General features: G+C 62.0%; 24 protein-coding genes. 9 read left to right on the forward strand and 15 right to left on the reverse strand.

Annotated features, from left to right (window positions below; translation table 11 throughout):
- Window positions 1-41 precede the first annotated feature (41 nt).
- From ACQKPZ_RS18505 to ACQKPZ_RS18540, 8 genes are all read right to left on the reverse strand, one after another.
- Complete coding sequence (locus tag ACQKPZ_RS18505; RefSeq protein WP_427540856.1) at window positions 42-1,094, reverse strand: AI-2E family transporter; 1,053 nt, start codon at window positions 1,092-1,094, stop codon at window positions 42-44.
- A 12-nt stretch (window positions 1,095-1,106) separates the two neighbouring features.
- Window positions 1,107-1,901, reverse strand: a complete 795-nt coding sequence (locus ACQKPZ_RS18510) for a DUF4892 domain-containing protein (protein ID WP_427540859.1) — start codon at window positions 1,899-1,901, stop codon at window positions 1,107-1,109.
- 109 nt (window positions 1,902-2,010) lie between these two features.
- Window positions 2,011-2,865, reverse strand: coding sequence for an alpha/beta hydrolase (locus ACQKPZ_RS18515; protein WP_427540862.1), 855 nt, complete (start codon window positions 2,863-2,865; stop codon window positions 2,011-2,013).
- Window positions 2,862-3,650 carry an alpha/beta fold hydrolase gene (locus ACQKPZ_RS18520; RefSeq protein WP_427540865.1) on the reverse strand — a complete coding sequence of 263 codons (789 nt, stop codon included), beginning with the start codon at window positions 3,648-3,650 and terminating at the stop codon, window positions 2,862-2,864. Before ACQKPZ_RS18520 ends, ACQKPZ_RS18515 begins: the two co-directional genes overlap by 4 nt.
- Window positions 3,651-3,742: 92 nt before the next feature.
- Window positions 3,743-4,129, reverse strand: coding sequence for a hypothetical protein (locus tag ACQKPZ_RS18525; RefSeq protein WP_427540868.1), 387 nt, complete (start codon window positions 4,127-4,129; stop codon window positions 3,743-3,745).
- A 99-nt stretch (window positions 4,130-4,228) separates the two neighbouring features.
- Complete coding sequence (sixA, locus tag ACQKPZ_RS18530) at window positions 4,229-4,687, reverse strand: phosphohistidine phosphatase SixA (RefSeq protein ID WP_427540871.1); 459 nt, start codon at window positions 4,685-4,687, stop codon at window positions 4,229-4,231.
- The gene (locus tag ACQKPZ_RS18535; protein WP_391127947.1) at window positions 4,684-5,031 is read right to left on the reverse strand and encodes a DUF4389 domain-containing protein; all 348 of its coding nucleotides are present in this window, start codon (window positions 5,029-5,031) and stop codon (window positions 4,684-4,686) included. Before ACQKPZ_RS18535 ends, sixA begins: the two co-directional genes overlap by 4 nt.
- A 35-nt stretch (window positions 5,032-5,066) precedes the next feature.
- The gene (locus tag ACQKPZ_RS18540) at window positions 5,067-6,092 is read right to left on the reverse strand and encodes an NAD(P)H-dependent glycerol-3-phosphate dehydrogenase (protein ID WP_403201633.1); all 1,026 of its coding nucleotides are present in this window, start codon (window positions 6,090-6,092) and stop codon (window positions 5,067-5,069) included.
- 239 nt (window positions 6,093-6,331) lie between these two features.
- On the opposite strand from ACQKPZ_RS18540, the gene ACQKPZ_RS18545 reads away from it, so the two are divergent.
- From ACQKPZ_RS18545 to fabB, 5 genes are all read left to right on the forward strand, one after another.
- On the forward strand, window positions 6,332-8,479 hold the full coding sequence (locus ACQKPZ_RS18545; protein ID WP_427540874.1) for a TonB-dependent receptor plug domain-containing protein: 2,148 nt from the start codon (window positions 6,332-6,334) through the stop codon (window positions 8,477-8,479).
- Window positions 8,479-9,369, forward strand: a complete 891-nt coding sequence (locus ACQKPZ_RS18550; protein ID WP_427540877.1) for an ABC transporter substrate-binding protein — start codon at window positions 8,479-8,481, stop codon at window positions 9,367-9,369. The genes ACQKPZ_RS18545 and ACQKPZ_RS18550 overlap by 1 nt, the downstream gene beginning before the upstream one ends.
- On the forward strand, window positions 9,366-11,297 hold the full coding sequence (locus tag ACQKPZ_RS18555) for an ATP-binding protein (RefSeq protein ID WP_427540880.1): 1,932 nt from the start codon (window positions 9,366-9,368) through the stop codon (window positions 11,295-11,297). The genes ACQKPZ_RS18550 and ACQKPZ_RS18555 overlap by 4 nt, the downstream gene beginning before the upstream one ends.
- A 207-nt stretch (window positions 11,298-11,504) precedes the next feature.
- The gene (gene fabA / locus ACQKPZ_RS18560) at window positions 11,505-12,020 is read left to right on the forward strand and encodes a 3-hydroxyacyl-[acyl-carrier-protein] dehydratase FabA (protein WP_029612079.1); all 516 of its coding nucleotides are present in this window, start codon (window positions 11,505-11,507) and stop codon (window positions 12,018-12,020) included.
- Between the two features lie 11 nt (window positions 12,021-12,031).
- Window positions 12,032-13,252: a beta-ketoacyl-ACP synthase I gene (fabB, locus tag ACQKPZ_RS18565; RefSeq protein WP_391127930.1), complete on the forward strand. Its 1,221-nt coding sequence runs from the start codon at window positions 12,032-12,034 to the stop codon at window positions 13,250-13,252.
- Window positions 13,253-13,339: 87 nt separating this feature from the next.
- Here the strand turns inward: fabB and ACQKPZ_RS18570 are convergent, their stop codons facing one another.
- Window positions 13,340-14,347, reverse strand: coding sequence for an amidohydrolase family protein (locus ACQKPZ_RS18570; protein ID WP_427540883.1), 1,008 nt, complete (start codon window positions 14,345-14,347; stop codon window positions 13,340-13,342).
- A 117-nt stretch (window positions 14,348-14,464) separates the two neighbouring features.
- On the opposite strand from ACQKPZ_RS18570, the gene ACQKPZ_RS18575 reads away from it, so the two are divergent.
- Window positions 14,465-15,328 (forward strand): pirin family protein, encoded by an 864-nt coding sequence (locus ACQKPZ_RS18575; protein WP_427540886.1) that lies wholly within the window; start codon window positions 14,465-14,467, stop codon window positions 15,326-15,328.
- Between the two features lie 133 nt (window positions 15,329-15,461).
- Here the strand turns inward: ACQKPZ_RS18575 and ACQKPZ_RS18580 are convergent, their stop codons facing one another.
- The 4 genes from ACQKPZ_RS18580 to ACQKPZ_RS18595 all read right to left on the reverse strand — a co-directional run bounded on the left by ACQKPZ_RS18580 (window position 15,462) and on the right by ACQKPZ_RS18595 (window position 19,196).
- Window positions 15,462-16,187 (reverse strand): dienelactone hydrolase family protein, encoded by a 726-nt coding sequence (locus ACQKPZ_RS18580; protein ID WP_427540889.1) that lies wholly within the window; start codon window positions 16,185-16,187, stop codon window positions 15,462-15,464.
- Window positions 16,188-16,265: 78 nt separating this feature from the next.
- Entirely contained in the window at window positions 16,266-18,170 is a 1,905-nt protein-coding gene (gene htpG, locus ACQKPZ_RS18585; protein WP_427540892.1) for a molecular chaperone HtpG, read from the reverse strand.
- 70 nt (window positions 18,171-18,240) lie between these two features.
- Window positions 18,241-18,723: a PaaI family thioesterase gene (locus tag ACQKPZ_RS18590; protein WP_427540895.1), complete on the reverse strand. Its 483-nt coding sequence runs from the start codon at window positions 18,721-18,723 to the stop codon at window positions 18,241-18,243.
- The gene (locus ACQKPZ_RS18595) at window positions 18,720-19,196 is read right to left on the reverse strand and encodes a PaaI family thioesterase (RefSeq protein ID WP_427540898.1); all 477 of its coding nucleotides are present in this window, start codon (window positions 19,194-19,196) and stop codon (window positions 18,720-18,722) included. Before ACQKPZ_RS18595 ends, ACQKPZ_RS18590 begins: the two co-directional genes overlap by 4 nt.
- A 154-nt stretch (window positions 19,197-19,350) precedes the next feature.
- Between ACQKPZ_RS18595 and ACQKPZ_RS18600 the strand changes: the two genes are divergently transcribed.
- The gene (locus ACQKPZ_RS18600) at window positions 19,351-19,662 is read left to right on the forward strand and encodes a hypothetical protein (protein WP_016711643.1); all 312 of its coding nucleotides are present in this window, start codon (window positions 19,351-19,353) and stop codon (window positions 19,660-19,662) included.
- A 67-nt stretch (window positions 19,663-19,729) separates the two neighbouring features.
- On the opposite strand, the gene ACQKPZ_RS18605 is transcribed toward ACQKPZ_RS18600, so the two are convergent.
- Entirely contained in the window at window positions 19,730-20,479 is a 750-nt protein-coding gene (locus ACQKPZ_RS18605) for a DUF599 domain-containing protein (protein ID WP_427540901.1), read from the reverse strand.
- A 392-nt stretch (window positions 20,480-20,871) separates the two neighbouring features.
- Entirely contained in the window at window positions 20,872-22,185 is a 1,314-nt protein-coding gene (brnQ, locus tag ACQKPZ_RS18610; protein WP_403201603.1) for a branched-chain amino acid transport system II carrier protein, read from the reverse strand.
- 427 nt (window positions 22,186-22,612) lie between these two features.
- On the opposite strand from brnQ, the gene ACQKPZ_RS18615 reads away from it, so the two are divergent.
- Entirely contained in the window at window positions 22,613-22,765 is a 153-nt protein-coding gene (locus ACQKPZ_RS18615; RefSeq protein WP_427540904.1) for a hypothetical protein, read from the forward strand.
- Between the two features lie 79 nt (window positions 22,766-22,844).
- Window positions 22,845-25,886, forward strand: a complete 3,042-nt coding sequence (gene lanM / locus ACQKPZ_RS18620; RefSeq protein WP_427540907.1) for a type 2 lanthipeptide synthetase LanM — start codon at window positions 22,845-22,847, stop codon at window positions 25,884-25,886.
- Window positions 25,887-25,922 lie beyond the last annotated feature (36 nt).

Genomic DNA, 25,922 nt, shown 5'->3' on the forward strand with positions numbered 1-25,922 from the left:
ACCTGTGGGAGCGGCTTTAGCCGCGAAGAGGCCAGTACAGGTTATTGGACCGGGGGCTGGTGCGAGGCGTTGCGGCTCCAGTCCAACAACAGGCTGTAACCCACCGCCAGCAAGGTCGGGCCGATGAACAGGCCAATGAAGCCAAAGGCAAGCAAGCCGCCGAACACCCCCAGCAACACGATCACCAACGGCAGGTTGCCGCCGCGGCTGATCAGGTACGGCTTGAGTACGTTGTCCACGCCGCTGATGACGAAGGTGCCCCAGATACCCAGGAACACCGCCATGCCGTACTCGCCCTGCCACACCAGCCAAGCGGTGGCCGGGATCCACGCCAGTGGCGGGCCCATGGGGATCAGGCTGAGCATGAAGGTTACCAGCCCCAGCACGATGGCACCCGGCACACCAGCGATCAGGAAGCCGATAAGCGCCAGCAGGCCCTGCGCGGCGGCCGTGCCGATCACCCCGTTGACCACCCGTTGCACGGTACCGGCTACCAGCTCCAGGTAATACTCGGCGCGCTCGCCCATCAGGCGGTGCAGCAAGCGCAGCACGAACGCTGCCAGGCGCGGCCCGTCACGGTAGAAGAAGAACACGAACACCAGGCTCAGGGTCAGTTCCAGCACACCGCTGCCGATCTGCGCACTGCGCGCCAGCAGCCAGTTGCCCACCTGCCCCAGGTACGGTTTGACCGAGGCCAGCAAAGCCGCACCCTGCTGGTCCAGCGACTGCCACCAACTGACCAGGCGCTCGCCAACGAACGGGATACCGCCCAACCAGGCCGGCGCGTCGGGCAGGCCGTCGACCTGCACATCACGCACGAACGCCGTGGCGTCGCGAATATGATCGGCCAGGTTGAACCCCAGCCACACCAGCGGCAGCGCCACGATGAGGATCCAGGCCGTGGTCAGCAGGCTGGCAGCCAGTGTCTCGCGCCCGCCCAGCACACGCGTCAGCAAGCGCATCAACGGCCAGCTGGCAAAGGCCAGGATTGCGCCCCACAACAGCGCCGAGATGAACGGCGCCATCACCCACAGGCCGGCGCCCAGCAACGCCAACAGCAGAATCTGGACCAGCAGGCGATCATTGTTAACCATGATGGTGCTCGTTCAACGGATCAGTTCAAGGTGCAGGCCGTCGGTGGGCGCATTGCCCACTTCAAGGCGGCCGTTACGCACGCCTGCCTTGGTCAGCGCCTCGCGCCAGGCCTCGGCCTGGGCGCCACTGAGGCTAGCGCGCAGGGTGCTGTCGAGGTTCAGGCTGCGCGCCAGCAAGTTCACCCAAGTGTCTTGTGGTGCTGCCAGGTCAGGGTAGTCGAGCTTGCCTGTATCGCGCATCTCGCGCAGCACCGTGGCAGCGGTTGGCAGCAGTTCGCCCAGCGGGCTGCCGGCAACGAACTCTTCCACGTGCAGATAGGCGCGGCGGTTGCCACGGGTAACGCTGTACAACGCGACCAGCGTGTCGGCCTCTTCTGCCGAACGGCGCAGCAGGATGAATGCCTGTTGTTCGTCACCACCGTTGAGGCGGGCATTGGCGAACACATCGTTGGCCCACAGGCTGGCCTCGCCGCAATCGCGGCCCTGACACCAGAACAACGGGTAACCGCCGTCGCGTTGCAGTTCTTCACGGGCAGTGGTGAAGGCTTCGCGGGCAGTGCGCTCGACGGGCAGTTCGTAGGTTACAGAGCTCACCTGGCCGCGGCTTTCAACCTTGTCGTCGACCCGCAGGCGACCGCTGATCTTGCGCAGCGGCCCCATCGGGTAGACGCGCTCCTGCTCCACGGCCGGGCGTTGATCGACCACTTTGGCGTCCACCGGTACCGGCAGGCTGCCGGCCCACAACAGCGGGCTGGCGAACACCAGGCAGGCGGCCACGGCATTTCGGATGGCAACAGGCGCGCTCATTGGCGACCCAGGCGGCGCCCTGCGCCGAAGTGAAGCTCCAGTATGTCTGGCAGTTGCATGGTTGTCTCCCTGTTCAACCCGCCAAGCCTCGACACTTGTCCGGTGCAAGTCAAGCAAAGCCAAAGAAGCGATTGAAACAGTCTGCGACAAGGGCCGCGCCCTGCTCATCGTTCAGGTGCAGGTGGTGACCACCGGGTAGCGTCACCTGCTCAAAGGGTAGCTGCTCCAGCAAGCCGGTGTGGCGCGCCAGCATGCCGTCGGCGGCCACCACCAGTTGCGCCGGGCAGTTCACCCGGCGCACATGGGCCATGGCCTGGGCTTCGCTCAGGCGCACGGGTGATGGCAGGGTCAGGCGGCTGTCGCTGCGCCAGCTGTAGCCACCGGGCACCGGCATCAGGCCACGCTGGGCCAGCAACTCGGCCGCTTCGCGAGTGACTGCGACCATGCCCTTCATGCGCGCATGTACGCCCTCTTCCAGCGTCGCGTACACCGACTTGCGTTTGCCATCCAGCCGCAGCTGGGCCTGAAGTGCCATCCCCAGGCGTTCGCCGGCATCCTGCTCGGCCCCCGTTGGCGGGATGACCCCGTCAATCAGCGCCAGGTGACTGACCCGGTCGGGCAAGGCGCCGGCCAGTTGCACCGAAATGATTGCACCTAGCGAATGCCCCAGCAGCGCAAAACGCTGCCAGCCCAGTTGCTCGGCCACCCGCAGCACGTCATGGGCGTAGTCGGCCAAGGCATAGCCGGCGCCGAGCGGGCGGTGTTCCGAGTAACCATGCCCGGCCAGGTCCAGGGCGACGATGCGCAGGCCCTTCAGTTGCGGTGCCAGGCGAGCGAAGCTGTTGGCGTTGTCCAGCCAGCCGTGCAAGGCGATCACCGGCAACCCGTCCTCGGGGCCGAACAAGTGCGCAGCCAACTCGATATGGCCAAGGCTCAGGCGGACTTCCTCGACCTGCGCGCTCATGCCTGGCTCCAGCGGTCGAACAGGCCCTTGATAAGGCTGGCGGTGTCGGTCGGGCGCTCCAGCGGGAACATGTGCCCGCCAGGTACGCTGTGGTATTCACCTTTGGGCATACCACGCACCGCCAGGGTGTGGTGACGGCGGATGACGTTACTGCGCTCGCCACGCACCATGGCCAGCGGCACTTGCAACTGCCGTGCAGGTGCCGGGCTGGTGTGCGGGATGCTGCGGTAGATGCTGATTTCGGTGGCTGGATCGAAGCGCAGTTGCAGCCCCTGCTCCATCGCTTGCAGGCCATGGTCTACATAGGCATCAAGGCACTCGGGGTCAAAGTGGCGAAACAGTGACTTACCGGCAAAATAGTCGCGCGCGCTGTCACGGTCGTTGAAGGTTTCGCGGCGCCCCAAGGTGCGGCCGGCCGGGGTGATGCGGTCAATGAAGCCGAATCGCTTGGCCGTGCGCAGCAGCCACTGGTCGGCACGGGTGAGTACCGGCGAGTCAAGCATGACCACACCACGGTAGTACTCCGGGCGGCGCAGGGCCGCGTGCAAATGCAACACCCCACCCAGCGAATGCCCCACGCCCCATACCGGCCCATCCTGCTGCGCCAGGTGGTGCAACAGTTCATCCACCAGGCTTTGCCAGTTGTCGTCCACCGGAAAGCGCGGATCGTGCCCGTGCTGGGCCAGGTGCTGCACCTGGTAGTCCGGCGCCAGGGCAGCGAACAGCTTGCCGTAGGTGGCCGAGGGGAAACCGTTGGCATGAGCGAAGAAGATCTGCTGCGACATGGCGCCTGGTCCGGACGGGAATGATGGCCCATTGTCGGCATCGGAGCCCCGTTCGGCAATGTCCGGAAAGGTCATCGGCAAGGGCTATCAGGTCACGCCGACGGGTCGAAACTGGCAAGCGAACGGCGCAGGCACGCTTGCACGTAGCCCAGCTGGCTCTCCAGCGCTTCGCGGGCCTGCCGCTGCGCCGTGTAGTCAAGCTGCAAGCGGCGCAGCGCCAGGCAGCTGGTTTGCAGCAAGCGGGACACATGCAGGCAGGCATCCTGAAGGACAAGCAAGTCCTGCAGGCTGTTCTCTCTGTCAGCAGCGTTCAGCACACTGCTGGCGTTGACCGTTTTCATCAGGCCATAGAGCTTGGCATCGGCCGAGTCTCGCAGCAGGCTGTATCGGGCAAAGTCCAGAGCAACGCCTTGCTCGACCATGTCCAGGGTGGGCTGCAAATCCACGGAGCCCAACAGCTCCCCCCTAACACCCTTCATTCGCCGCTCCCTGCTTTATGGCTTTCGGGCAACGCTAGCAAGGGGCCATCTACTGCGGCAACTGACAAAAATGCCAGTTGCCTTGCCGGTTTCAGGGTTTCAAGCTGGATAACTGATCCCATTGAGGGTCATCAACCCGGCCAGTGGCCAATCCCCTTCAAGCTCCGCCAGGCTGGCTGTGCTCATGGCCGCCGGCTGTTGCTGGTGGCCATGCTCCAGCACCCCGACCAGGGTGCCCACCAGCGGCTGGTGGCTGACCAGCAGCACATGCTCCAGCCCCAACCGTTCAATTTCGCCGATCACCTGCTGCACGTCACTTTCGGGGGTCAGCCAGGGCACGGTACGCACCGGCTCGCTGAAACCCAGTGTGTCATGCACCAGCGCCGCCGTTTGCTGGGCGCGCACGTAGGGGCTGGCGACAATCGCCAGCAGCGGCTGCCCAAGCAGGCGTGCAGCGCTGTGCAGCACTTGCTCGCGCCCATGCGCCGTAAGCCGGCGCTCGGCATCAGTGTTGGCTCGCGGCTCGGCTTCACCGTGGCGCAGCACCCACAGCTTCACAGCTTGGGCTCCTCGTCCCGCACCGGGTGCGCAGCCGGGGCCACGGCATGCGGCGCCTCGCCTTCCGGGGCACGCGGTGCGGGCCAGTCGGCAAACGGCCAAGGCTTCTGGTCAGTATGGAAGCTGCCAAAGCGGCCAATCTGCGCCAGGTACTGGCTCAGGCTGTCGCCGAAGTTCATCAGGCTGGCGCTAGGCGCGCCATAGATCAGGCGGTAGATCAGTTGTACCAGCACCAGGCCACCGAGCAGCAATTCGGCCAGTTGCCAGACCACCAGGAACACCAGCATCCACAGGACCCGCAGGATGATCGACTCGCGCTGGGCGCGTTCGGGCGTATCGTTCATGTGTTGCTCCTTGCTGTGTCAGAGCCGCCAAGGGCTCAGTTGAAACCGCTGATGGAAATGAAATCGACATCGGTCTTGGGCTCGGCGCGCATCAGGTGCTCGATGACCTGGTTCAACGTGCGGCCTTCGAACAGGATGGCGTGCAGTCCCGCCACCAGCGGCATATAAACCTGCACTTCCTGGGCCTTGGCCTTGAGCACCTTGATCGTGTTGACGCCCTCGGCCACCTCGCCCAGGCGGCTGACCGCCTGTTCCAGGCTCAGGCCCTGGCCCAGGGCATGGCCCACCTGATAGTTGCGGCTCTTGGGTGAGGAGCAGGTGACGATCAGGTCTCCGACGCCGGCCAGGCCGAGGAAGGTCATGGGGTTGGCCCCCTGGCTGACGGCAAAACGGGTCATCTCGGCCAGGGCGCGGGTGATGAGCATGCTCTTGGTGTTCTCGCCCATGCCCAGTGCCACGGCCATGCCGGCGATGATGGCGTAGACGTTCTTCAGCGCCCCGCCCAGTTCGACGCCGAAGCGGTCGGCACTGGCATAGACACGGAACGTACGGCCGTGCAGCACGGCTTGCACTTGCTGGCAGAGTTTTTCGTCCTCGCTGGCGACCACGGTAGCGGTGAGCGCGTGCTCGGCAATCTCACGGGCCAGGTTGGGCCCCGACAGCACGCCAATGCGGGCCTCGGGGGCGATTTCTTCAAGGATCTGGCTCATCAGCTTGAAGCTTTGCGCCTCGATACCCTTGGTCAAGCTGACCAGCCCCTTGCCGCGCAACAACTCGGCATGGGGGGCCAGCACGCTGCGCAGGGCGCTGGATGGCAGGGCGACGAAGATCAGCTCGCTGGCCTGCAAGGTGGCCAGCAGGTCATTGACCGGTTCCACGCCATCATGCAGGCGGATGCCTTTGAGGTAGCGCGGGTTCTCGCGATTTACCCGCATGGCCTCGGCCTGCGCCGGGTCGCGCATCCATTGGCGCACCGGCACACCGTTTTCTGCCAGCAGGTTCGCCACGGCGGTGCCGAAGCTGCCGCCCCCCAGAACTGCAACAGGTTGCTGTTCAGTCATATCCAATCCGTTAAAGCCAAAAGTTAAGTGGCGACACCGCCATTATACGGCTCGCCTGCCATGCGCCAAGGCTAGCAACGCAGATGACACTGTCATGGCCACGTTGCAACAAATGTAGGAGCGAGCTTACTCGCGATGCGCCGCGCGGGCGGCGCTCGGTTTCCGCCCCATAAATGCGTCAAGACAGACACGCTGCAAAACGCTTCAGATCACTGGCAAAACCCCCAAGGTCAGTTACCATGCCTGTTTCAATCCTGATACAAGGCCGCCCTGTGTTCCCTGGCACGCCCCCGTTCCCGCGCCTGCTCATACTGACCACCCTGCTCGGTGGCCCAGCCATGGCCGACGATCTGTTCATCGACAACAGCGACCTGCCGCAGGTTCTGACTGCCACGCGCCTCAAACAATCCCCGGCGGCCGTTCCGGGCAGCATGACAGTGCTCGACAGCGAACTGATCCGCGCCAGCGGCGCTCGCGACATCCCCGAACTGCTGCGCCTGGTGCCGGGCATGATGATCGGCTACAGCGCCGGCAACCAGCCGACGGTGAACTACCACGGCAGCAACGCCAGCGAAGCGCGGCGCATGCAGGTACTGATCGATGGCCGCTCTGTGTACCGTGCCGGCCTGGCCACGGTGGACTGGAGCGATATTCCCCTGGCCATGGAAGACATCGAGCGCATCGAGGTGTTTCGCGGCCCCAACACGGTCAGCTACGGCGCCAACGCGCTGATGGCAGTGGTCAACATCCTCACCCGCAACCCCGCCGACAGCCATGGCACACGGATGAAAGTGACCCGCGGCCAGGATGGCATCAACGACTTCTATGCCAGCCACGGCTTCGGCTGGGACGGCGGCGACATGCGCCTGTCGCTGTCTGGCCAACAGGACGACGGTTTTGACCACGACCAGATCGGCCAGGATTACCGCGACAGCCGCCGACTGACCCGTTTCAACCTCAGCGCCAGCCACAACCTGGCGGCCGACCAGACCCTGGAATGGCAGCTGGCAGCAAAGGAAGGCAGCAACCAGCGGCCCTATACCTATCAACCGGTATTCGCCAGGTACGAGGCCGGTAACAACGCGGACGTTAATGCCAAGGACTATGCCGGTTCGTTGCGCTGGACCAAGGATTTCAGTTCCGAGCACAGCCTTTATATCCAGGGCTCTGCGCAGCACTTCGACCGCCAGCAAGTGTGGCGTGCGTGTGACGCCTTGCAGTCATTCAGCCCGGAATTGACCCAGATCTGGCAACTGAACCCTGACTTCGCCGAAAAAGTGGCGCGAGGCATTGCTACCGGCGCCCCCCTTTCGACCAGTGACCCCGTGCTGGGTGGGCTTTTGCAGAAGGTGCAGCAGCAATGGGAAAACGGTGGCAAGCAGCAGGTGTGCGGCGACGTTGACCAGAGCACCCGCGAAACCCGTTATGACCTCGAAATCCAGGACACCCTGAGCCTGACCGACAGCCTGCGCCTGCTCAGCGGCATGAACTACCGCTATGATCGTGCCGACTCGCAGACCTATTTCAACGGCAGCATCGACGACCAGACATGGCGCCTGTTCGGCCAGCTGGAGTGGCGCGCCGACGAGCACTGGATCCTGCAGGGTGGAACAATGTTCGAAGACTCGCGCCTGTCCGGCAGCTCGCTGACCCCGCGTGTTGCGGTCAACTACCTGATCACCCCGCGCCACGGCCTGCGTGCGGTGTACTCCGAGGCGGTGCGCTCGCCCGACATGTTCGAGAACAACATCAACTGGAGTTATACGGTCAAGAACCTGACCCCCAATGCATTCGGGCTGCAAAACGGCCAATACTTCGTCAAGACCCGCGGCCCGGGCGACCTCGACCAGGAGCGCATGCGCTCGCGCGAGCTGGGCTACAACGGTTACTTCAGCGACATCGACCTGAGCATGGATGTGAAGCTGTTCTACGACGAGATCACCGGAATGATCAGCGAGCCCCTGAAGAACAACCAGTACATCGCCAGCAACGCAAACAAGGCCAGGTTCAGTGGCAGCGAGGCACAACTGGACTGGCGCCCCACCCTGCGTGACCGGCTGCGCCTGACCTACGCCTACGTCGACGCCTGGGCCAGCAACCCCAACGACAGCCGCCTCACTGCCCGCAACAGCGGCTCGGCAGGCTGGATGCGCGAATGGGGCAACGGCTGGTCGAGCGCACTGTTCTACTACGGCGACGATGCGCTCAACCAGTACCGCTACGAGCGCGTGGACTTGCGCGTGGCCAAGCGTTTTCGGGTGCAGGGCAGCAATCTGGAGCTGGCAGCCCTGTGGCAGCAGCGGCTGGACGATGAGCCCACCACCTACGTGCAGAACCTTTACGACAGCCGCCACCGCTTCAGTGTCAGTGCGGAGCTGGAGTTCTGATGGCCCTGCTGCTGCGCCTGTTGTTGCTGTGCCTGTGGCCGTTGGGGCCGCTGTCTGCCAGCGAGATTCTGCTGGTAGGCGCCGAGGACCAGCCCGGCATCCGCAGCTTCGTCGCCGCACTCGAAAGCCGTCGACCGCACGATCACGTGCATTTCCAGGCCATCGCCGACCTGCCCCGCCCCGGCAAGCTCAAGGCTGAGCAGCGCCTGATTCTGCTCGACAATGCCGCGCTGGAGTGGCGCCTGGGTGAAAACGCCGGCCCGCCAGCCCTGGTCATGCGGGTCAGCCGGGTACAGGCTGAACAGCGCCTGGGAAAGTCGCGCCCCGCGTTCCTCACCTTGCTGTGGAGCGACGCGCCGCTGGGCCGGCAATTGCGCCTGGCGCGTTACCTGTTGCCACAGGCACAGCGCATTGGTGTGCTGTACGGCGAACACAGTGCCTTCCTGCTTGAAGAGCTGCGCCATGCGGCCCGCCCGCTAGGCCTGGAGATCATTGCCCAGGACTGGCCCGACCTGCGTGACAGCCGGCCCCTGCAGCACCTGCTGGGCAACAGCGATGTGTTGCTGGGCCTGGACGACCCCGACTTGTACAACTCCAAGACGGCAAAGAACCTGCTGTTGAGCAGCTATGGCCGGCAAATGGCACTGATCGGCCCAAACGCCGGCTTCGTGCGCGCCGGTGCGCTGGCCAGTACCTACAGCGACCAGGATGACTGGCTGGCGGTGCTCGACCAGTTACTCGACCAACCCCCTGCGCGCTGGCCGCGCAGCCTGTACCCGGCACACTACGGGGTCAGCGGCAACCAACAGGTAGCCCGCGCCCTGGGCCTGGAACCGATCGATCCGAACGCCGCCGCCAAGGCCCTGGCCGAAGGAGAACCCACCCCATGAGCAAGCGCCTGAGCTGGGACATCCACACCCGCACCCAGATCATCAGCCTCGGCCCTGCCCTGCTGCTGACCCTGCTGCTGATCAGCTTCTTTACCTTCGTGCGTATCCAGGACTTGCGCCAGGAACTCAACCATACCGGGCAATTGATCGCCAACCAGCTGGCTCCGGCCTCGGAATACGGCGTGATTTCGGGCAACAACGAAGTGCTTGAAGGCCTGATGCGGGCGACCCTCAGCATCCCCCACGTGCGCTTCCTCGAAGTGCAGGACAGCCGCAACCACATCCTGGTGTACGTCGAGCAGTCCGATGAAAGCGCCAACCGTGCGCAGCGCGTCGAAGTGTTCCAGGCGCCCATCCGCCTGCAGCAGATTCGCCTGGACAGCGACTTCCTGCAGCAGGGCAAAGCCACCACACCTGCCATCGGCGATGACTACCTGGGCCGGGTGATCGTCGGCATGTCCGATGACGCCTTCAGCCAGCGCCAGCAGGAAATCGTGATCAAGGCCGGCATCCTGGCCCTGTTTGCCTTGCTGTTCACCTTCCTGCTGGCGCGCCGCCTGGCCCTGAGCCTGGCCAAGCCCATCAGCGACATGGGCCATGCAGTCAAGGCCATTCAACAAGGCGAATACAACACCCCGCTGCCCGTGGTGGATGACAGCGAGCTGGGCCACCTGGCGAGCCACATCAACAACCTGGCCAGCGCCCTGGAGCAGGCCAGCGATGAACAGAAGCAGGCCATCGCCGAGCTGATCCAGGCCCGCGAGGAGGCCGAGCAGGCCAACCGCGCAAAATCGGACTTTTTGGCAATGATGAGCCACGAGTTGCGCACGCCGATGAATGGCGTGCTCGGCATGCTGCAACTGCTGGAAACCACACCGCTGAGCAGCGAACAGGCCGAATACACCGCCGTAGCCAGCGAATCCACCGGGCATTTGCTGAAAGTCATCAACGACATCCTCGATTTCTCGCGCATCGAACGCGCGGCGCTGCAACTGGAGTACATCGACTTCAACCTGGGCGACCTGATAACCAGCAGCGTCCAGTCGTTCCAGCACAGTGCCCAGCAACGTGGCCTGGACTTGCACCTGCAACTGCCTGCCGGCATCGAGCCGTTACAGGTGAACGGCGACCCCACGCGCATACGCCAGATCCTGCTGAACCTGGTCGGCAACGCGCTGAAGTTCACCGAGCGTGGCCAGGTGCAGGTCGAGGCGCGCTGGCAGGTGCTCGACCGGCAGTTGATCTGGCTGACCTGCAGCGTGCGCGATACCGGTATCGGCATCGACAGCGACCGCCTGGAAATGATGTTTGTCGCCTTCCAACAGGCCGACAGCTCCATCTCCCGCCGTTATGGCGGCACCGGGCTGGGCCTGTCGATTGCCCGCACCTTGGCCGAACGCATGGGCGGCAAGCTTCGCGGTGAAAGCCGCGCAGGCCTGGGTTCCACGTTTACCCTCGAGATGCCCCTGGCCCTGGCCAGCCCTGCCCCCAGCCCGCCGGCCTTGCCAACCCACAAGGCTACGACCATGCCCGGCAGCGACCAGGTGCTTTTGGTAGAGGACAATCCGGTCAACCAGAGCGTCATTGAAGCCATGCTTCGCAGCCTTGGCCTGGCGGTATGCACGGCGGATGATGGCCTTGAGGCAGTTGACCTTGTCAGCCGCCAGCGCTTCGCTGCCGTGCTGATGGACTGTCGCCTGCCACACCTGGACGGCTATGAGGCGACCCGGCGTATCCGCCAGCTGGCCAACGGCGCCGGGTTACCGATCATCGCCCTGACCGCTAACGCCTTGCAGGGCGACCGCGAGCGTTGCATCGCCGCCGGCATGGATGACTACCTGAGCAAACCCTTGCGCCGCACCGAACTGCAGCAAGTGTTGCAGCGCTGGCTACCCGGTCGGACAACCGCGACTGGCGATAAATGCTAAAGTGCGGCAGTCTTAAGGACTGGACAGGACCGTCGTCGGACCTGAAAATAGACGTTTCAGTGCACACCTGTACTTCTTTCGCCAGGTGCGCTGTGACTTTCACCACAACGCAATAGTCTACCTGTAGGCTGCCGCCCCAAAGCTGTTGCTTTTCGGGACGGCCGGGAAGATTCATCCCCTGCCACAGGGGGTTATTGAGGAGCTCGCATGACCAAACAACACGCCTTTACTCGGGAAGACCTGCTGCGCTGCAGTCGCGGTGAGCTGTTCGGCCCAGGTAATGCGCAACTGCCCGCGCCGAACATGCTGATGGTCGATCGCATCACCCATATCAGCGAAGAAGGCGGCAAGTACGGCAAAGGTGAATTGGTCGCCGAGCTGGATATCACCCCGGACCTGTGGTTCTTTGCCTGCCACTTCGAAGGCGACCCGGTAATGCCGGGCTGCCTGGGCCTCGATGCCATGTGGCAGCTGGTAGGTTTCTTCCTCGGCTGGCAAGGCCTGCCGGGCCGCGGTCGCGCCCTGGGTTCGGGCGAAGTGAAATTCTTTGGCCAGGTATTGCCGACTGCCAAGAAAGTCACTTACAACATTCAGATCAAGCGCGTCCTGAAAGGCAAGCTGAACATGGCCATCGCCGATGGCTCGGTCAGCGTCGACGGCCGCGAGATCTACACTGCCGAAGGCCTGCGGGTCGGCGTGTTCACCTCCACTGACAATTTCTAAGGGTTATTCGCATGCGCCGCGTCGTTATCACTGGTCTGGGCATCGTATCGTGCCTGGGCAATGACAAAGCTACCGTCACCGAAAACCTGCGCAACAGCCGTCCGGGTATCCGTTTCAACCCGGAATACAAGGAAATGGGGCTGCGTAGCCAGGTTTCCGGGTCCATCGACCTCAACCTCGAAGAACTGATCGACCGCAAGGTCTACCGCTTCGTCGGTCACGCTGCTGCTTACGCCTACCTGGCCATGCAGGACGCGATCAAGGACGCTGGCCTGACCGAAGAGCAGGTTTCCAACCCGCGCACCGGCCTGGTGGCCGGCTCCGGCGGCGCCTCGACCCTGAACCAGATGGAAGCGCTGGACACCCTGCGTGAGAAAGGCGTCAAGCGCGTCGGCCCATACCGCGTAACCCGCACCATGGGCAGCACCGTTTCGGCGTGCCTGGCCACCCCGTTCAAGATCAAGGGTATCAACTACTCGATCTCGTCGGCCTGCGCCACTTCGGCACACTGCATCGGCACCGCTCTGGAGCAGATCCAGTGGGGCAAGCAGGACATCGTCTTCGCCGGTGGCGGTGAAGAAGAGCACTGGAGCCAGTCGTTCCTGTTCGATGCCATGGGCGCCCTGTCGACCAAGCGCAACGAAACCCCGGAACTGGCCTCGCGCGCCTACGACGCCGACCGTGATGGCTTCGTCATCGCGGGTGGTGGTGGCATGGTCGTGGTCGAGGAACTGGAACACGCCCTGGCCCGCGGCGCCAAGATCTACGCCGAAATCGTTGGCTACGGTGCCACTTCCGACGGTTACGACATGGTTGCCCCGAGCGGCGAAGGTGCCATCCGCTGCATGCAGCAGGCACTGTCCACCGTCGACACCCCGATCGACTACCTGAACACCCACGGCACCTCGACTCCGGTCGGTGACGTTGCCGAGATCAAGGGCGTTCGCGCAGTATTCGGCGACAAGGCACCGAAGATCAGCTCGACCAAGAGCCTGTCGGGCCACTCGCTGGGCGCCGCTGGCGTGCACGAGGCGATCTACTGCCTGCTGATGATGGAAAACAACTTCATCGCCGGCTCCGCCAACATCGACGAACTGGACCCGGAAGTCGCTGACCTGCCGATCCAGCTTAAAACCGAAGAAAACGCCAAGATCGACACGGTCATGAGCAACAGCTTCGGCTTCGGCGGCACCAACGCCACCCTGGTGCTCAAGCGCTGGGAAGGCAAGTGATTCGCTGATGCGGTAATCGAAAACGCCCCGACTGGTTCGGGGCGTTTTTATTTGTGTTACCTGTGCCGGCCTCTTCGCGGGCACAGGTTAATGACGAGCCTTAGGCAAAATCGCCAGAAAATTCTCACGGGCTACTTTATTGGCCACTTGCTCAGGCAACGCATCCAGAAACGGCCTGAACCCGTGCATCTGCTCCCCCAGGCTGCCAAACCGCCCCACCACATCCGACCCCAGCATGAACCGCTCCGGGTACTTCTCGACCAACGCCAGCCATTCCTTGCGCGGCACACCTTTAGCATCCAGCAGGTAAGGCTGCAGCACACTCCACGACAGGTCCACATACAGGTTCGGGTAATCCTCCAGCAACCGCGTCAGCACCGGCAGCAGAAAATCCATCTGCGTCTGGTGCCGGTGTATCTCCATGCTGCTGCCGGCGTGCGCCCAGATAAACCGCGTGTGCGGGTGGTTGCGCAGCGGCTCTTCGATTTCAGCCAGGTATAACGGGTTGCGCTCGCGCTTGGAGGTGATGTTGGAATGCAGCAACACCGGCAGGTCACGCTCAGCGGCCAAATGGTAGATGCGCGTCATGGCTTCGTTGTTGGCCCGTGGCGTGTCACCACTGGTGAGCGCTGTCAGGTCATCGTGACGGGTAAACACCTCGCCAATGCCCTGCCACAGCCCTGGATACAACTCCAGCATCCGCTCTATGTGGCTGACCGCATTCTTGTCTACCGGATTGAAGCCGGTCAGGAACGGGTGAAAGCGCTTGCGCTGCTCAGCCGGCAACTGCTGCAAGGCTGCGGCCACGTATGTGTCGGTGGCGCTGTACCAGTAGGCATCAGCGTCGTCACCGGCGTAGTAGCGCGGGCGCTTGGGCTCGTCTTCGTGCCACTTCTTGGCCACCGGTATGCCGGAAATCATCGACTGCTCGATGCCTGCGGCGTCCATGGCCTTCAGCAACGCGGGCATGCCTTCGCTTTCCTGGAAGAAGTCGACGTAATGCAGGTGGGCATCACTGTAGCGGTAGTCGCGCGCGTGTGCCGTCTGGCACAGCCACCCCATCAACAACACGCAGACCAGCGCTTTGGCAAGCATGGGCAACTTCCTTATTCGAGTGCGGGAACAGTAGACCTGCCGGCAAACGGGACGGTTCAGCCGAGGCGGGTAAACCGCTATGCTTGAGGCATTTCCAACTCATCTGGAGCCCGCCCCATGAGCAGCCCCTTGATCATCCGCCCGCGTGCCGAATCGGTCGAGGGCCAGCCGATCCTGCGCCCGCTGCCGGCAGCCCAGTGCCGCAGTGTCGGCCCGTTCGTGTTTTTCGACCATATGCTGGAAACCGACTATGCCCCAGGGCATGGCATGGACATCCGCCAGCACCCGCACATCGGTTTGTCAACGCTTACCTACCTGTTCGAGGGGGCGATCCTGCACAAGGACAGCCTGGGCTCGGAGCAGCGCGTACTGCCCGGCGATGTCAGCTGGATGACGGCGGGCAGCGGCGTGGCCCATGTCGAGCGCACGCCTGCCGATGCCCTGGCCCATGGCTCGCGGCTGCACGGGTTGCAGGTGTGGCTGGCCTCGCCGCGTGAACATGAGCAAGGCGCGGCAAGCTATAGCCATCACCCGGCGGCAAGCCTGCCAGTCAGTGAAAACCTGGGGGTGCGCATTTGCATGATTGCCGGTAGCGGGTTCTGCCTGGCGTCGCCGGTGCCGGTGCTGTCCCCTACCCTTTATGCGCATGTGCGGATGCAGCCCGCGACGACCCTGCTGGTGCCGAATGAGCATGCGCAGCGGGCGCTGTATCTGCTGGATGGGGAGTTGTTGATGGATGAGGAGGACGTGGAGCCGTGCAGCCTGGTGGTGCTGCCGGAGGGTGAAGCTGTAACGCTGTATGCGGAGGAAGAATGCCAGTTGGTGCTGATTGGTGGCGCGCCGCTGGATGGGCCGCGGCGGATGAACTGGAATTTCGTGGCCAGTGAACCGGAGTTGATCGAGCGGGCCAGGGCGCGGTGGGCGGCGGGGGATTGGCCTGTAGTGCCGGGGGAAATGTCGAGGATAGAGTTGCCCAGGTGATTTTGGGGCTGCTTTGCAGCCCATCGCGACACAAGGCCGCTCCTACAGAAAACCGCGCGCGTCATGATCAACGCGATCGTCTGTAGGAGCGGCCTTGTGTCGCGAAAGGGCCGCAAAGCGGCCCCGTACGATCTTAGCGGTGGAACACTTCACTCAGCAGGTTATGCATCGAACGGAACGCCCGCTCCGAAGTACGCCGGTCGTACTGCATCTTGCCGGGCACGTTCGCACCCGGGTCGGTAAACGAATGCACCGCCCCACCATAGCTCAGCAACTGCCAGTCGACCTTGGCCGCGTTCATCTCGTCTTCGAATGCCGGCAACTGCTCCTTCGGCACCAGCGGGTCGGAAGCACCATGCAGCACCAGCACCGAGCCCTTGATGCGCTTGGCATCTTCCGGGTTCGGCGTGTCCAGCGTGCCATGGAACGACACCGCTGCGCGCAGGTCGGCACCGGTGCGCGCCAACTCCAGCGCACAGCAGCCACCGAAGCAGAAGCCGAACGTGGCAACCTTACCCGGCTCCAGCAGCGCCTTTGACTGCCCCAACAGCTGCGCCAAGGCTTCCTGCATACGCTTGCGCAGCTCGCCACGGTCGTTCTTCAGCGGCATCATCGCCGCGCCGGCCTCATCAGCATTGGACGGACGCACTGATTGCCCGTACAAGTCGGCAATCAGCACCACATAGCCTTTTTCGGCCACTTCCTTGGCAATGCGCTCAGCCCCTTCGCCAATGCCCATCCAGTTCGGCGCCATCACCAGGCCAGGCCGGCCCAGCGCCCCTGGCTCATAGACCAGGCGGCTTTCGTAGGTTTTGCCGGACAGGTGATAAACCAGCGATTCGACGATTACCTTGCTCATCAAGCACTCCTTAGGCACTTACTATAAAAAGCCTGCCATGAAAAAAGCCCGCCGAAGCGGGCTTTCCTTTACATCAACTCAAGCAGACAGCTCGACCAGCAGCTTGTTCAGGCGACGAACGTAGGCCGCCGGGTCCTTCAAGCTGTCACCGGCCGCCAGGGCCGCTTGATCGAACAGGATGTGCGACAACTCGGCGAAGCGGTCTTCGCTCTGCTCGTTATCCAGCTTCTCGATCAGCGGGTGGCTCGGGTTGAACTCGAAGATCGGCTTGGACTCCGGCACTTTCTGCCCGCTGGCCTCCAGGATCTGGCGCATCTGCAGGCCCAGGTCCTGTTCGCCAATGGCGAGGATCGCCGGCGAGTCGGTCAGGCGGTGCGAAACGCGCACTTCGGCCACGCTGTCACCCAGCGCACCCTTCAGGCGCTCGACCAGGCCTTCCTTATCCTTGGCCACTTCTTCCTGGGCCTTCTTGTCTTCTTCCGAATCCAGGTTGCCCAGGTCCAGGTCGCCACGGGCGACGTCGACAAAGGCCTTGCCGTCGAACTCGTTAAGGTAGCTCATCAGCCACTCGTCGATGCGGTCGGTCAGCAGCAGCACTTCGATGCCTTTCTTGCGGAAGACCTCCAGGTGCGGGCTGTTCTTGACCTGCGCGTACGACTCGCCGGTGAGGTAATAGATCTTGTCCTGGCCTTCCTTGGCGCGGGCCAGGTAGTCGGCCAGGGCGACGCTTTGCTCGCCGCTGTCGTCCTGGGTAGAAGCGAAGCGCAGCAGGCCGGCGATCTTTTCCTTGTTGGCGAAGTCTTCGGCCGGGCCTTCCTTCAGCACCTGGCCGAAGTTTTTCCAGAAGCCCTTGTACTGCTCAGGCTCGTTCTTCGCCAGCTTCTCCAGCATGTCCAGCACGCGCTTGGTCAACGCGGTCTTCATCGAATCGATGATCGGGTCTTTCTGCAGGATTTCACGCGACACGTTCAGCGACAGGTCGTTGGAGTCGACCACACCCTTGATGAAACGCAGGTACAGCGGCAGGAACGACTCGGCCTGGTCCATGATGAACACGCGCTGCACGTACAGCTTCAGGCCGCGTGGCGCTTCGCGCTGGTACAGGTCGAACGGCGCACGGGCCGGCACGTACAGCAGCGAGTTGTATTCCAGCTTACCTTCAACCTTGTTGTGGCTCCAGGCCAGCGGGTTTTCGAAGTCATGGCCGATGTGCTTGTAGAACTCCTGGTACTCCTCGTCCTTCACCTCGGTGCGCGAACGGGTCCACAGGGCGCTGGCGCGGTTGACGGTTTCCCATTCTTCGGCCGGCTGCTCTTCGCCTTCGGCGCCAGCCTGCTCTTTCGGCAACTGGATCGGCAGGGCGATGTGGTCGGAGTACTTCTTGACCACGTTGCGCAGGCGCCAGCCATCGGCAAATTCTTTCTCTTCCTGTTTCAGGTGCAGGACGATACGGGTGCCGCGCTGTGGCTTGTCGATCGTGGCGACTTCGAACTCACCCTCGCCTTTCGACGACCAGTGCACACCTTCGGCCGCTGGCTGACCGGCACGACGGCTGTATACGTCGACTTTGTCGGCCACGATGAACGCGGAGTAGAACCCTACGCCGAACTGACCGATCAGGTGCGAGTCCTTCTTCTGGTCACCGGTGAGGTTTTTCATGAAGTCGGCGGTGCCGGACTTGGCGATGGTACCCAGGTGGGCGATGACGTCTTCGCGGCTCATGCCGATGCCGTTGTCCTCGAGGGTAACGGTGCCGGCATCCTTGTCGAAGCTCAGGCGAATCTTCAGGTCGGCGTCATTTTCAAGCAACTCTGGCTTGGCCAGGGCTTCGAAACGCAGCTTGTCAGCGGCGTCGGAGGCGTTGGAAATCAGCTCCCGCAGGAAGATTTCCTTGTTCGAGTACAGCGAGTGAATCATGAGGTGCAGCAGTTGCTTTACCTCGGTCTGGAAGCCCAACGTTTCCTTTTGTGTTTCCACAGTCATGGTCTTCGAAACTCCGATCTGATGGCAGTTGGCGCCTGGCGGCCGACTCGGCCTGCGTTAACGGCGGATGTCATTCAGATGGGGGCTGCCCGGATGATTTCAAGGGCTTTTCCGGCTCGATCTTGAAATGTGCCCGGGCCGTGGCAATCGGCGCCTGCCGGTCACCTTGCCAGGCGGTGATGGCCACGTTGGTCACCCGCCGGCCCTGGCGCCACAGTTGGCACTGGGCGTAGGTATCGCGCAAATGCCCGGCGCGCAGGTAGTCGATTGAAAAGTCGATGATCTTCGGGATGCTCACGCTTTCGCTGTAGATCAACAGGTACAACGCGGCGGACAGCTCCATGAAACCCGCTATCACACCGCCGTGGATGGCAGGGAGCAACGGATTGCCGATGTTGTCCGGGTTGGCCGGCAAGCGGAAAAGCAGGTCATCGCCCTGGCGTTCGCATACGATGCCGATCAGCCCGGCATAGGGGATCAGCGCCAGCAATGGCCCGTAGTCTCCCACCGCGTGGGCGGCGTTGAGTTGCTGGCGAACCGCGTGCGGAATCATGCCCCACCCTCCTTCAGGCTGTTGCCGAAACGGATACCGCCCTTGATGTCCTGCCCCAGGCGCATGAACGTGCCCACCACCTGGCAGATCGGCTGGTCGGGGTTATCCTGGTAGGCGGTTCCACGGGTGAAAATCACATCGCGGGTGACCCGGTAACACTGGGCGTGGCCATAGATGGCCTTGCCAGCTTCGGCCGGGTGCATATAGTCGATACGCAGGTCCAGGGTCGGACACACCTCGAAGCGCGGCAGCACGCACAGCGTGGCCATGCCGCAGGTGGTGTCCATCAGCGTAGTCAGCGCGCCGCCATGCACGGCGCCGGTTTGCGGGTTGCCGACAATCGCGGGTGACCAGGGCATGACGAGGGTGATGCCATCGCCATCAGCCTGCGCCACCTGCATCTGCAACAACTGGCAATGTTTGAGGGCCGAGAGAAAACGTTCGGCCATGGCCATCAAGGTTGAATCGCTCATTCGCTGTTTCCACCCGTACTGCCGCAGCGGCATAAAAACGTTAAAAAGTCTATATAGAACGGGGCGTTATATATCTGTAACCTTCGCGGAACTTATTCCGCGTAGTTGCACTCGAAGGAACAAGTCACTTATTCCACCAAGGAGAAACACCCCCATGCGTAAACCTTTTGCTTTTGCTCTGATGCTGGCCGCTGCCATGGGCCTGGCCGCTTGCGATAAAGCGAGCGAAGACAAAGCCCAGGACGCACAGCAACACGCCGAGCAAGCCCAGGAAAAAATGGGTGAAGCTCAGGATAAAATGAACGAGGCCGCCAAGGAAAACGCCGAAGCCGCCAAAGATCAGGCTGAAGCCGAGCAGAAAGCTGCCGAAGAGGCCGCACCGGCTACTCCGGCTCCAGAAGCCGCACCAGCCGCTCCGGCGACAGAAGCTGCCCCTGCTGCTCCGGCCGAACCTGCCAAGCAGTAATTGGCTAAAACAAAAAAACCCGACTTTGTCGGGTTTTTTTGTACCTGTATTTAATGGGTTAAACGTTTTAGCTAACTGGCTGGTTAGTTTCCTTGCCCGGTTCGCCCAGCATACTTTCGGTGGGTGTGAACACCATCACATCCAGCACATCCGAATGGAACTCGCGACGGTACAGGATAAAGACCACCCCGACACTCATGACCATGAACAGCCAAGGGCTGATGAACCAGCTGAGCATGGCCATACCGAAGTAATACGAACGCAGTCCCAGGTTGAACTGGTTGGCGGCAAGCGACAACACCCGCGCTGCCCGCAAAGCGAATGCCTTGCGCTCCAGTTCATTGACCAGGCGTTCACCAATCATGGGCGCCGACCCTACCAGCACCGCGGCAAAGTTGTACTGACGCATGCACCAGCTGAAGGTGAAGAAGGCATAGACAAAAACCGTCGCCAGGCACAGCAGCTTGATCTCCGACATGCCCTGGGAGGCCTGCTGTACCAGCGGCAGGTCGGCCAGCAGCGACAGCGCCCGGTCAGAAGCGCCAAGCACGGTCAGAATGCCGGCAAGGATGATCAGGGTACTGGAAGCAAAGAACGACGCGTTGCGTTCAAGGTTGCCGATCACGCTGGCATCGGCAATGCGGTTGTCGCGCAGCAGCATGCGGCGCATCCAGTCTTCGCGGTACAGGTGCAACACGCTGGCCAGGCATGCCGTGTCGCGCCCCTTCCAGATGGCATAGCGGGTGTAACCGCCCCAGCACAGGGCAAACCAGGCAATGGCCAGCAGGTTGTTGAAGTTGCTTTGGATGAAGTTCATGCAGGGTTCCCGAGTGGGCCAGGTGCCTAGAGGATAGGGACCGGGTTTCGACGCTGGCAAGCCGCAAAAGGCACATCTACGAATCGAAATCTGCACGGCTTATGTAGCCGTTGAACTGACGCGGTCAGTTGTAGGAGCGGCCTTGTGTCGCGACAGGGCTGCGAAGCAGCCCCGGCAATCTGTGCTGCGAAGCTGAAATCCTGGGGGCGCTTCGCACCCCTATCGCGACACAAGGCCGCTCCTACAACTGATCGCGCCGACCTGCCAAGTGCAGGAACAGGCCAACAAAAAGCCCCGCATCCTCTCGGATACGGGGCTTTCCAGTTTCCACCCTTGGCGAACACCCTTTTGGCTTGTGGCCGGTGCCGCCCTCAGGCTTCAACTTTACCGGGTCAGGCCAGCGCCTCGCGCGGCTTGCCGAGCATGCGGTCGCAGACCACGGCGCCAGCCAGGGTCACCACCGAAGGTACCAGCCAGGCCAGCCCCTGATCGCTCAGCGGCAGGTGCGCCATGAAGTCTGGCAGCACATGGGCAATGCTGCTGCCCTTGATCGCGTCAACCATGCCGAACACCAGCGACACCAGCATAACCGGCGCCAGGATGCGGGTTGGCGAGTTCCACAGGTCTTTCACGAAGCTCAGGCCGACCACCACGATGCAGGGTGGGTAGATGGCGGTGAGCACCGGGACCGAGAACATGATCAGCTTGGTCAGGCCCAGGTTGGAGATCAGCAGCGAGGAGCCCGCCAGGATCACCACCAGCGCACGGTACGACAGCGGCAAGATCTGGCTGAAGTACTCGGCACAGGCGCACGTCAGGCCAACCGCGGTCACAAGGCAAGCCAGGGCGATCAGCACGGCAAGGAAGCCGCTGCCCAGCGAGCCGAAGGTGTGCTGCACGTAGGCATGCAGTACTGCCGCACCGTTGGTGGCGTCAGCCGCAATGTCGTGGCTGCCGGCACCCAGGCGGAACAGGCTGATGTACACCAAGGCCAGGCCGACACCGGCGATCAGGCCGGCGATGATGGCGTAGCGGGTGATCAGCTTCGGCGACTCGACACCGCGCGAGCGAATGGCATTGACGATCACGATACCGAATACCAGGGCACCCAGGGTGTCCATGGTCAGGTAGCCATCGGAGAAGCCCTTGGAGAACGCGGCGGCGGCGTAGGCCGGCTGTGCTTCACCAATGGTGCCGGCCGGCAGCGCGAAGGCTGCAATACCCAGCACGGCCAAGGCGATGATTTTCAAGGGTGCCAGGAAGCGACCCACGGTATCGAGCAGCTTGCCCGGATACATGGACACGGCCAGGACCACGGCGAAATACACCAGGCTGTAGATGAACAGTGCCAGCGGGCTTTCACCGGTCAGCGGTGCAACGCCCACTTCGAACGACACGGTCGCCGTACGCGGGGTAGCGAACAGCGGGCCGACCGACAGGTAGCACACGGCCGCCAGCAGGCCGCCGAAGAACTTGCCAATCGGGCTGCTCAAGGCATCCATGCCGCCACCGACCTTGGCCAAAGCGACCACGGTGATGACCGGCAAGCCCACGGCGGTCACCAGGAAGCCCAGTGCAGCCATCCATACGTGCGGGCCAGACTGCAGGCCGACGATAGGCGGGAAAATGATATTGCCTGCACCCACGAAAAGCGCAAACGTCATAAAGCCAAGCGCCAGGATATCCTGGCCTTTGAGAACTTTCATTTAAGGTAGTACCACACTGCTGAAATCGGGATTCGAGAGGGGATTTCCCTTTGGATGAGGGGAAATGCTGCCCGGCTTGGTAGGCCAGACCCGTTTAGCGTGTCGTTCCCTTTTGGGGTACGGGCACAGAGTGAGCGCGTAGGGTAACCGTTTTGTCACTTAAACGCACTGGCACAGTGCTGCTTGTCCGATGTGCGTACATCCTTGTCGCCTGCACGACTCTGTCTTGGGCCGATTATTCACCGCTTCAGCCGCGGCGTCTGCGCGGAAATTTCCATCACACCCATCGAAAAGCCTGATCAGCCACTGCCGATGCCCGGCTCAAGCTGAATACATGGCCGGGAAATAATTCACGATCTTCATCGCCAGAAGGGTTGGTTATCTTGGTGACGCACCAATCCCGGTGCATGACCTATGAGAGATGACCATGAACGAAGAAATCCTGAACATGTCCGGCGACATCGAAAGCGACATCGCGGCATTCCAGGCCGCACAACCGGCCAACCACGAACTGGCCGTCGTTACTAACGTTGAATGCGGCTCGCAGGGCTGCACTTCGATTCTTTGCGTAGCGGCATAACCCTGCAGTAACCGGGCAACAGTGCTGTTTGCTGTTGCCCGGCACTGGCGAATGTACAAACACCGTAAAAGGGCAATACGTGAATACCCCTTCCCTGCCGGTACTTATCCCCGACAAAGAACTGAGGGCGCTGTTCGGCGCCAACCTCAAACTGCTGCACCACGATGACAGTAGCCTGCTGAAATACTTGGGCAAGAACCGCTCGCAACTGTTGGCGCAAGGCGAAACCACGCCCAGGTCGACGGCTTTTGCAGGTGAACTGCAAAAGCTGATGAGCCTCACACCCCGCGCTGCCCGCCCAGAAAGTGCATCACCGTTCTTCTGGTTTGAATACCGCTTCTATGTGTACGTGCGCCGGGCATTCATTCGCCATGCCGACCTGCCAGCCAACCTCGAACACCTGCACTTGCGGCGCATGCTCGGCAGTGTCCGACCGTACATCATGAACACGGTCCGGCGCATTTCCGAGGCTGCGCTGACACACGCACTGAATCTGGGTATCCAGCAAGGCACACTCAACGACATTGCCGAGTTCTCGGCACTGCTGAAAGAAAATGCCAATATTGCCGCCCTGGCCGCGCACTATCCCGTACTGTTTGACCTGTTGTTCCAGACGCTACTGGACATCAGCGCTTACCTGATTCGCGTGGTCCAGCACTTCAATGAAGACCATGAGGAGCTGAACGCCACCTTTCCAGGCGGCGTGGGCAAGATCGAGCACATGACGCTGGGCCTGGGCGACCCTCACGGCAACTACCAGACAGTCTGCGAGATCACCACCAGCAGGCAGACCCTGATCTACAAGCCCCGCGGTAACCACGAGGCAGCTTTTTACCAGGCTACGCTGTCACTGCTGCACACGCTGACCGACAACCGCTGGTTCCATGCCCATGTGCCCAGGTCGCTGGCCCTCGCAGACCACTGCTGGACGGAGAAGGTCCTGCACCTGCACTGCCAGGACACAACACAATACACCCTGTTCTACCAACGGCTCGGCGCACAGATCGCCGTCATCCACGCCCTGAACGGCATCGACTTCCACTTCGAGAATATCATCGCCCACGGCTGCAGCCCGGTGATGATCGACCTGGAGTGCCTGTTTACCGCCCCACTGGGCACCACCCTCGAAGCCACTCCAACCTTGCGGGATGCGCTGCAAACCGTACGCGACTCGGTATTTGCCAGCGGCTTCGTGCCGTTCGCCCAGCATGCCGGGAATGATGTAAGCGGGCTGACACCTCAGTGTCGCTTCAGCGTTCGTGTGAATACCCTGGTGCGGGAAAACGGTTTCTATCACCTGCGCAAGGTCAGTAGCGAGCAAGCCGCGGCAATTACTCACCAACCCTTCCCGGCAGGCAGCAACCTGAGTGCAAGAGACTATCTTCCCGCATTGCTGGAAGGCTTTGATTTCGCCTATGACGCCATCAGCCGGCATAAGCATGAGCTGGTGAAACACCTGGACCAGCATGCCGAACAACTCAGCACTCGCATGCTGATCAAGAACACCCAGCGCTACGTCGACTTTCTTGCAATGAGTTTGCACCCGCGCTTCTTGCAAAGCCGCATGGATCGTGAACTTCTGCTCGCCACCCTCTGGCCAGAAGCCAAAAGCAACCCACTGAAAGAAGCAGCATTCAAGACCGAGTGCAGTGAACTCCGGCACCTGAACATCCCGCGCTTCACGCTGCCAATCACTGATGCCTCGTTCACGCTGTCAGCAGATACCGATGTACCTCTCACACTTGAACAAAGCCCCTTGCAAGCCTGTCGCAGCAAAATACTTGGATTCTCCCCCGGCAGCAAAAACCTGCAGCGTGCCGTACTGCTTAGATGCCTGGCACCTGGCGCGGTCAGTGATCTGCCGATGAACATGGCTCACACCAGCAAGCAGGCCTGCGCACTGCACACGGCGCAGGCGCTGAACGATGCAAAGACCATTGCGCAGCACCTGCAACAACGGGTAATCGAGGGCATCGACGGTGGCCTGCGCTGGCTGGCATTCAAGACCAACCACACAACGCACAAGCCGTACCTGACGGTGATGAACAACGACTTGTATTCCGGCATGGCGGGCATAGGGTTGTTCTACCTCGGCCTTTACCGCATTACAGCCAACCCCGCCTACCTCGACACCACCGATCGAATCATCACCTCCATCGCGCAAACACAACGCCACTTCAACAGCGACGACAACCTCAGCGCCTTTCAAGGCCTGGGTGGCTATCTCTACCTTGTCTGGCACCGCCGGTTGCTGGCGCCGACCGACGCCCTGGACCCGCAGCTGGCTGCATTGACCAAAGCCCTCTGCGCGCCACCTGCCGAGGGCTGCGACAGCGACCTCATAGCCGGCAGTTGCGGTATTCTCAGCCTGCTCAGCGCACTCCATAAGCATGCACCCCAAGCACAGCTTGAACAGGCAATCAGGCAACGCGTGCAACACATCCGCTGCGCACTGCAACCGACCGCAAACGGCGCATTGCACAATCGCGACGGCTCACCCGCGCTCAGCGGCCTGGCGCATGGCATTTCTGGCGCAGTGCTTTCGCTTTGCAAAGCCTATGAAGCGATACACGATAACCAGCTCATTTCCCTGGTCGAACAGTTCGTGCGCGCCGAGAACACCCTCAAGAAAGATGACGGCTGGCTCGACCTGCGTGAATGCCGTACTTCACAGAGCATGAGCAAATGGTGCCATGGCGATGCGGGCATACTGCTGGCCAGGCAGGCAGTGCTCTCAAGCATGGGAGCGCTTCTCCCGCGAGCATTCCGGAGCGAAATACAGGGCGATATCGAATGTTGTCTCAGCAACATCTACCGCCACGGACTGGGGAGTGGATATAGCCTGTGCCACGGCGACTTCGGCAACATCATGTGCTTGCAAACCGTCTATCGCATACGTGGCGATAGCGTTGCCCTGAAGAACACACACACTCTGCTGGGCGCCCTCATACGTGAATTTATCGGCAGCTCAGCGTTCGCCGACGACAGTTACCCCGAATTGGGCCTGATGACCGGGATTTCCGGTATTGGTTACTGCCTGCTGAAACAGCTAGACCCAGCACTGCCGGACGTACTGTCACTGGATTTCACGCTAAGCCCGCCCACCGCTGCTACCCCCTGAAAAAACAAAGGCCACCCGAAGGTGGCCTTTGCCTGC

The sequence above is a fragment of the Pseudomonas sp. NPDC089547 genome (genome assembly GCF_050280665.1).
Lineage (GTDB): Bacteria > Pseudomonadota > Gammaproteobacteria > Pseudomonadales > Pseudomonadaceae > Aquipseudomonas.

Coding starts and splice junctions, on each gene's coding strand:
- ACQKPZ_RS18525 (WP_427540868.1), bottom strand. CDS start 4,129: ATGAAGGGTGTTAGGGGGGAGCTGTTGGGCTCCGTGGATTTGCAGCCC.
- fabB (WP_391127930.1), top strand. CDS start 12,032: ATGCGCCGCGTCGTTATCACTGGTCTGGGCATCGTATCGTGCCTGGGC.
- ACQKPZ_RS18515 (WP_427540862.1), bottom strand. CDS start 2,865: ATGAGCGCGCAGGTCGAGGAAGTCCGCCTGAGCCTTGGCCATATCGAG.
- ACQKPZ_RS18575 (WP_427540886.1), top strand. CDS start 14,465: ATGAGCAGCCCCTTGATCATCCGCCCGCGTGCCGAATCGGTCGAGGGC.
- ACQKPZ_RS18570 (WP_427540883.1), bottom strand. CDS start 14,347: ATGCTTGCCAAAGCGCTGGTCTGCGTGTTGTTGATGGGGTGGCTGTGC.
- ACQKPZ_RS18520 (WP_427540865.1), bottom strand. CDS start 3,650: ATGTCGCAGCAGATCTTCTTCGCTCATGCCAACGGTTTCCCCTCGGCC.
- ACQKPZ_RS18540 (WP_403201633.1), bottom strand. CDS start 6,092: ATGACTGAACAGCAACCTGTTGCAGTTCTGGGGGGCGGCAGCTTCGGC.
- htpG (WP_427540892.1), bottom strand. CDS start 18,170: ATGACTGTGGAAACACAAAAGGAAACGTTGGGCTTCCAGACCGAGGTA.
- brnQ (WP_403201603.1), bottom strand. CDS start 22,185: ATGAAAGTTCTCAAAGGCCAGGATATCCTGGCGCTTGGCTTTATGACG.
- ACQKPZ_RS18555 (WP_427540880.1), top strand. CDS start 9,366: ATGAGCAAGCGCCTGAGCTGGGACATCCACACCCGCACCCAGATCATC.
- ACQKPZ_RS18510 (WP_427540859.1), bottom strand. CDS start 1,901: ATGAGCGCGCCTGTTGCCATCCGAAATGCCGTGGCCGCCTGCCTGGTG.
- fabA (WP_029612079.1), top strand. CDS start 11,505: ATGACCAAACAACACGCCTTTACTCGGGAAGACCTGCTGCGCTGCAGT.
- ACQKPZ_RS18595 (WP_427540898.1), bottom strand. CDS start 19,196: ATGAGCGATTCAACCTTGATGGCCATGGCCGAACGTTTTCTCTCGGCC.
- ACQKPZ_RS18600 (WP_016711643.1), top strand. CDS start 19,351: ATGCGTAAACCTTTTGCTTTTGCTCTGATGCTGGCCGCTGCCATGGGC.
- ACQKPZ_RS18615 (WP_427540904.1), top strand. CDS start 22,613: ATGAACGAAGAAATCCTGAACATGTCCGGCGACATCGAAAGCGACATC.
- ACQKPZ_RS18605 (WP_427540901.1), bottom strand. CDS start 20,479: ATGAACTTCATCCAAAGCAACTTCAACAACCTGCTGGCCATTGCCTGG.
- ACQKPZ_RS18590 (WP_427540895.1), bottom strand. CDS start 18,723: ATGATTCCGCACGCGGTTCGCCAGCAACTCAACGCCGCCCACGCGGTG.
- ACQKPZ_RS18545 (WP_427540874.1), top strand. CDS start 6,332: ATGCCTGTTTCAATCCTGATACAAGGCCGCCCTGTGTTCCCTGGCACG.
- ACQKPZ_RS18535 (WP_391127947.1), bottom strand. CDS start 5,031: ATGAACGATACGCCCGAACGCGCCCAGCGCGAGTCGATCATCCTGCGG.
- ACQKPZ_RS18505 (WP_427540856.1), bottom strand. CDS start 1,094: ATGGTTAACAATGATCGCCTGCTGGTCCAGATTCTGCTGTTGGCGTTG.
- ACQKPZ_RS18580 (WP_427540889.1), bottom strand. CDS start 16,187: ATGAGCAAGGTAATCGTCGAATCGCTGGTTTATCACCTGTCCGGCAAA.
- ACQKPZ_RS18550 (WP_427540877.1), top strand. CDS start 8,479: ATGGCCCTGCTGCTGCGCCTGTTGTTGCTGTGCCTGTGGCCGTTGGGG.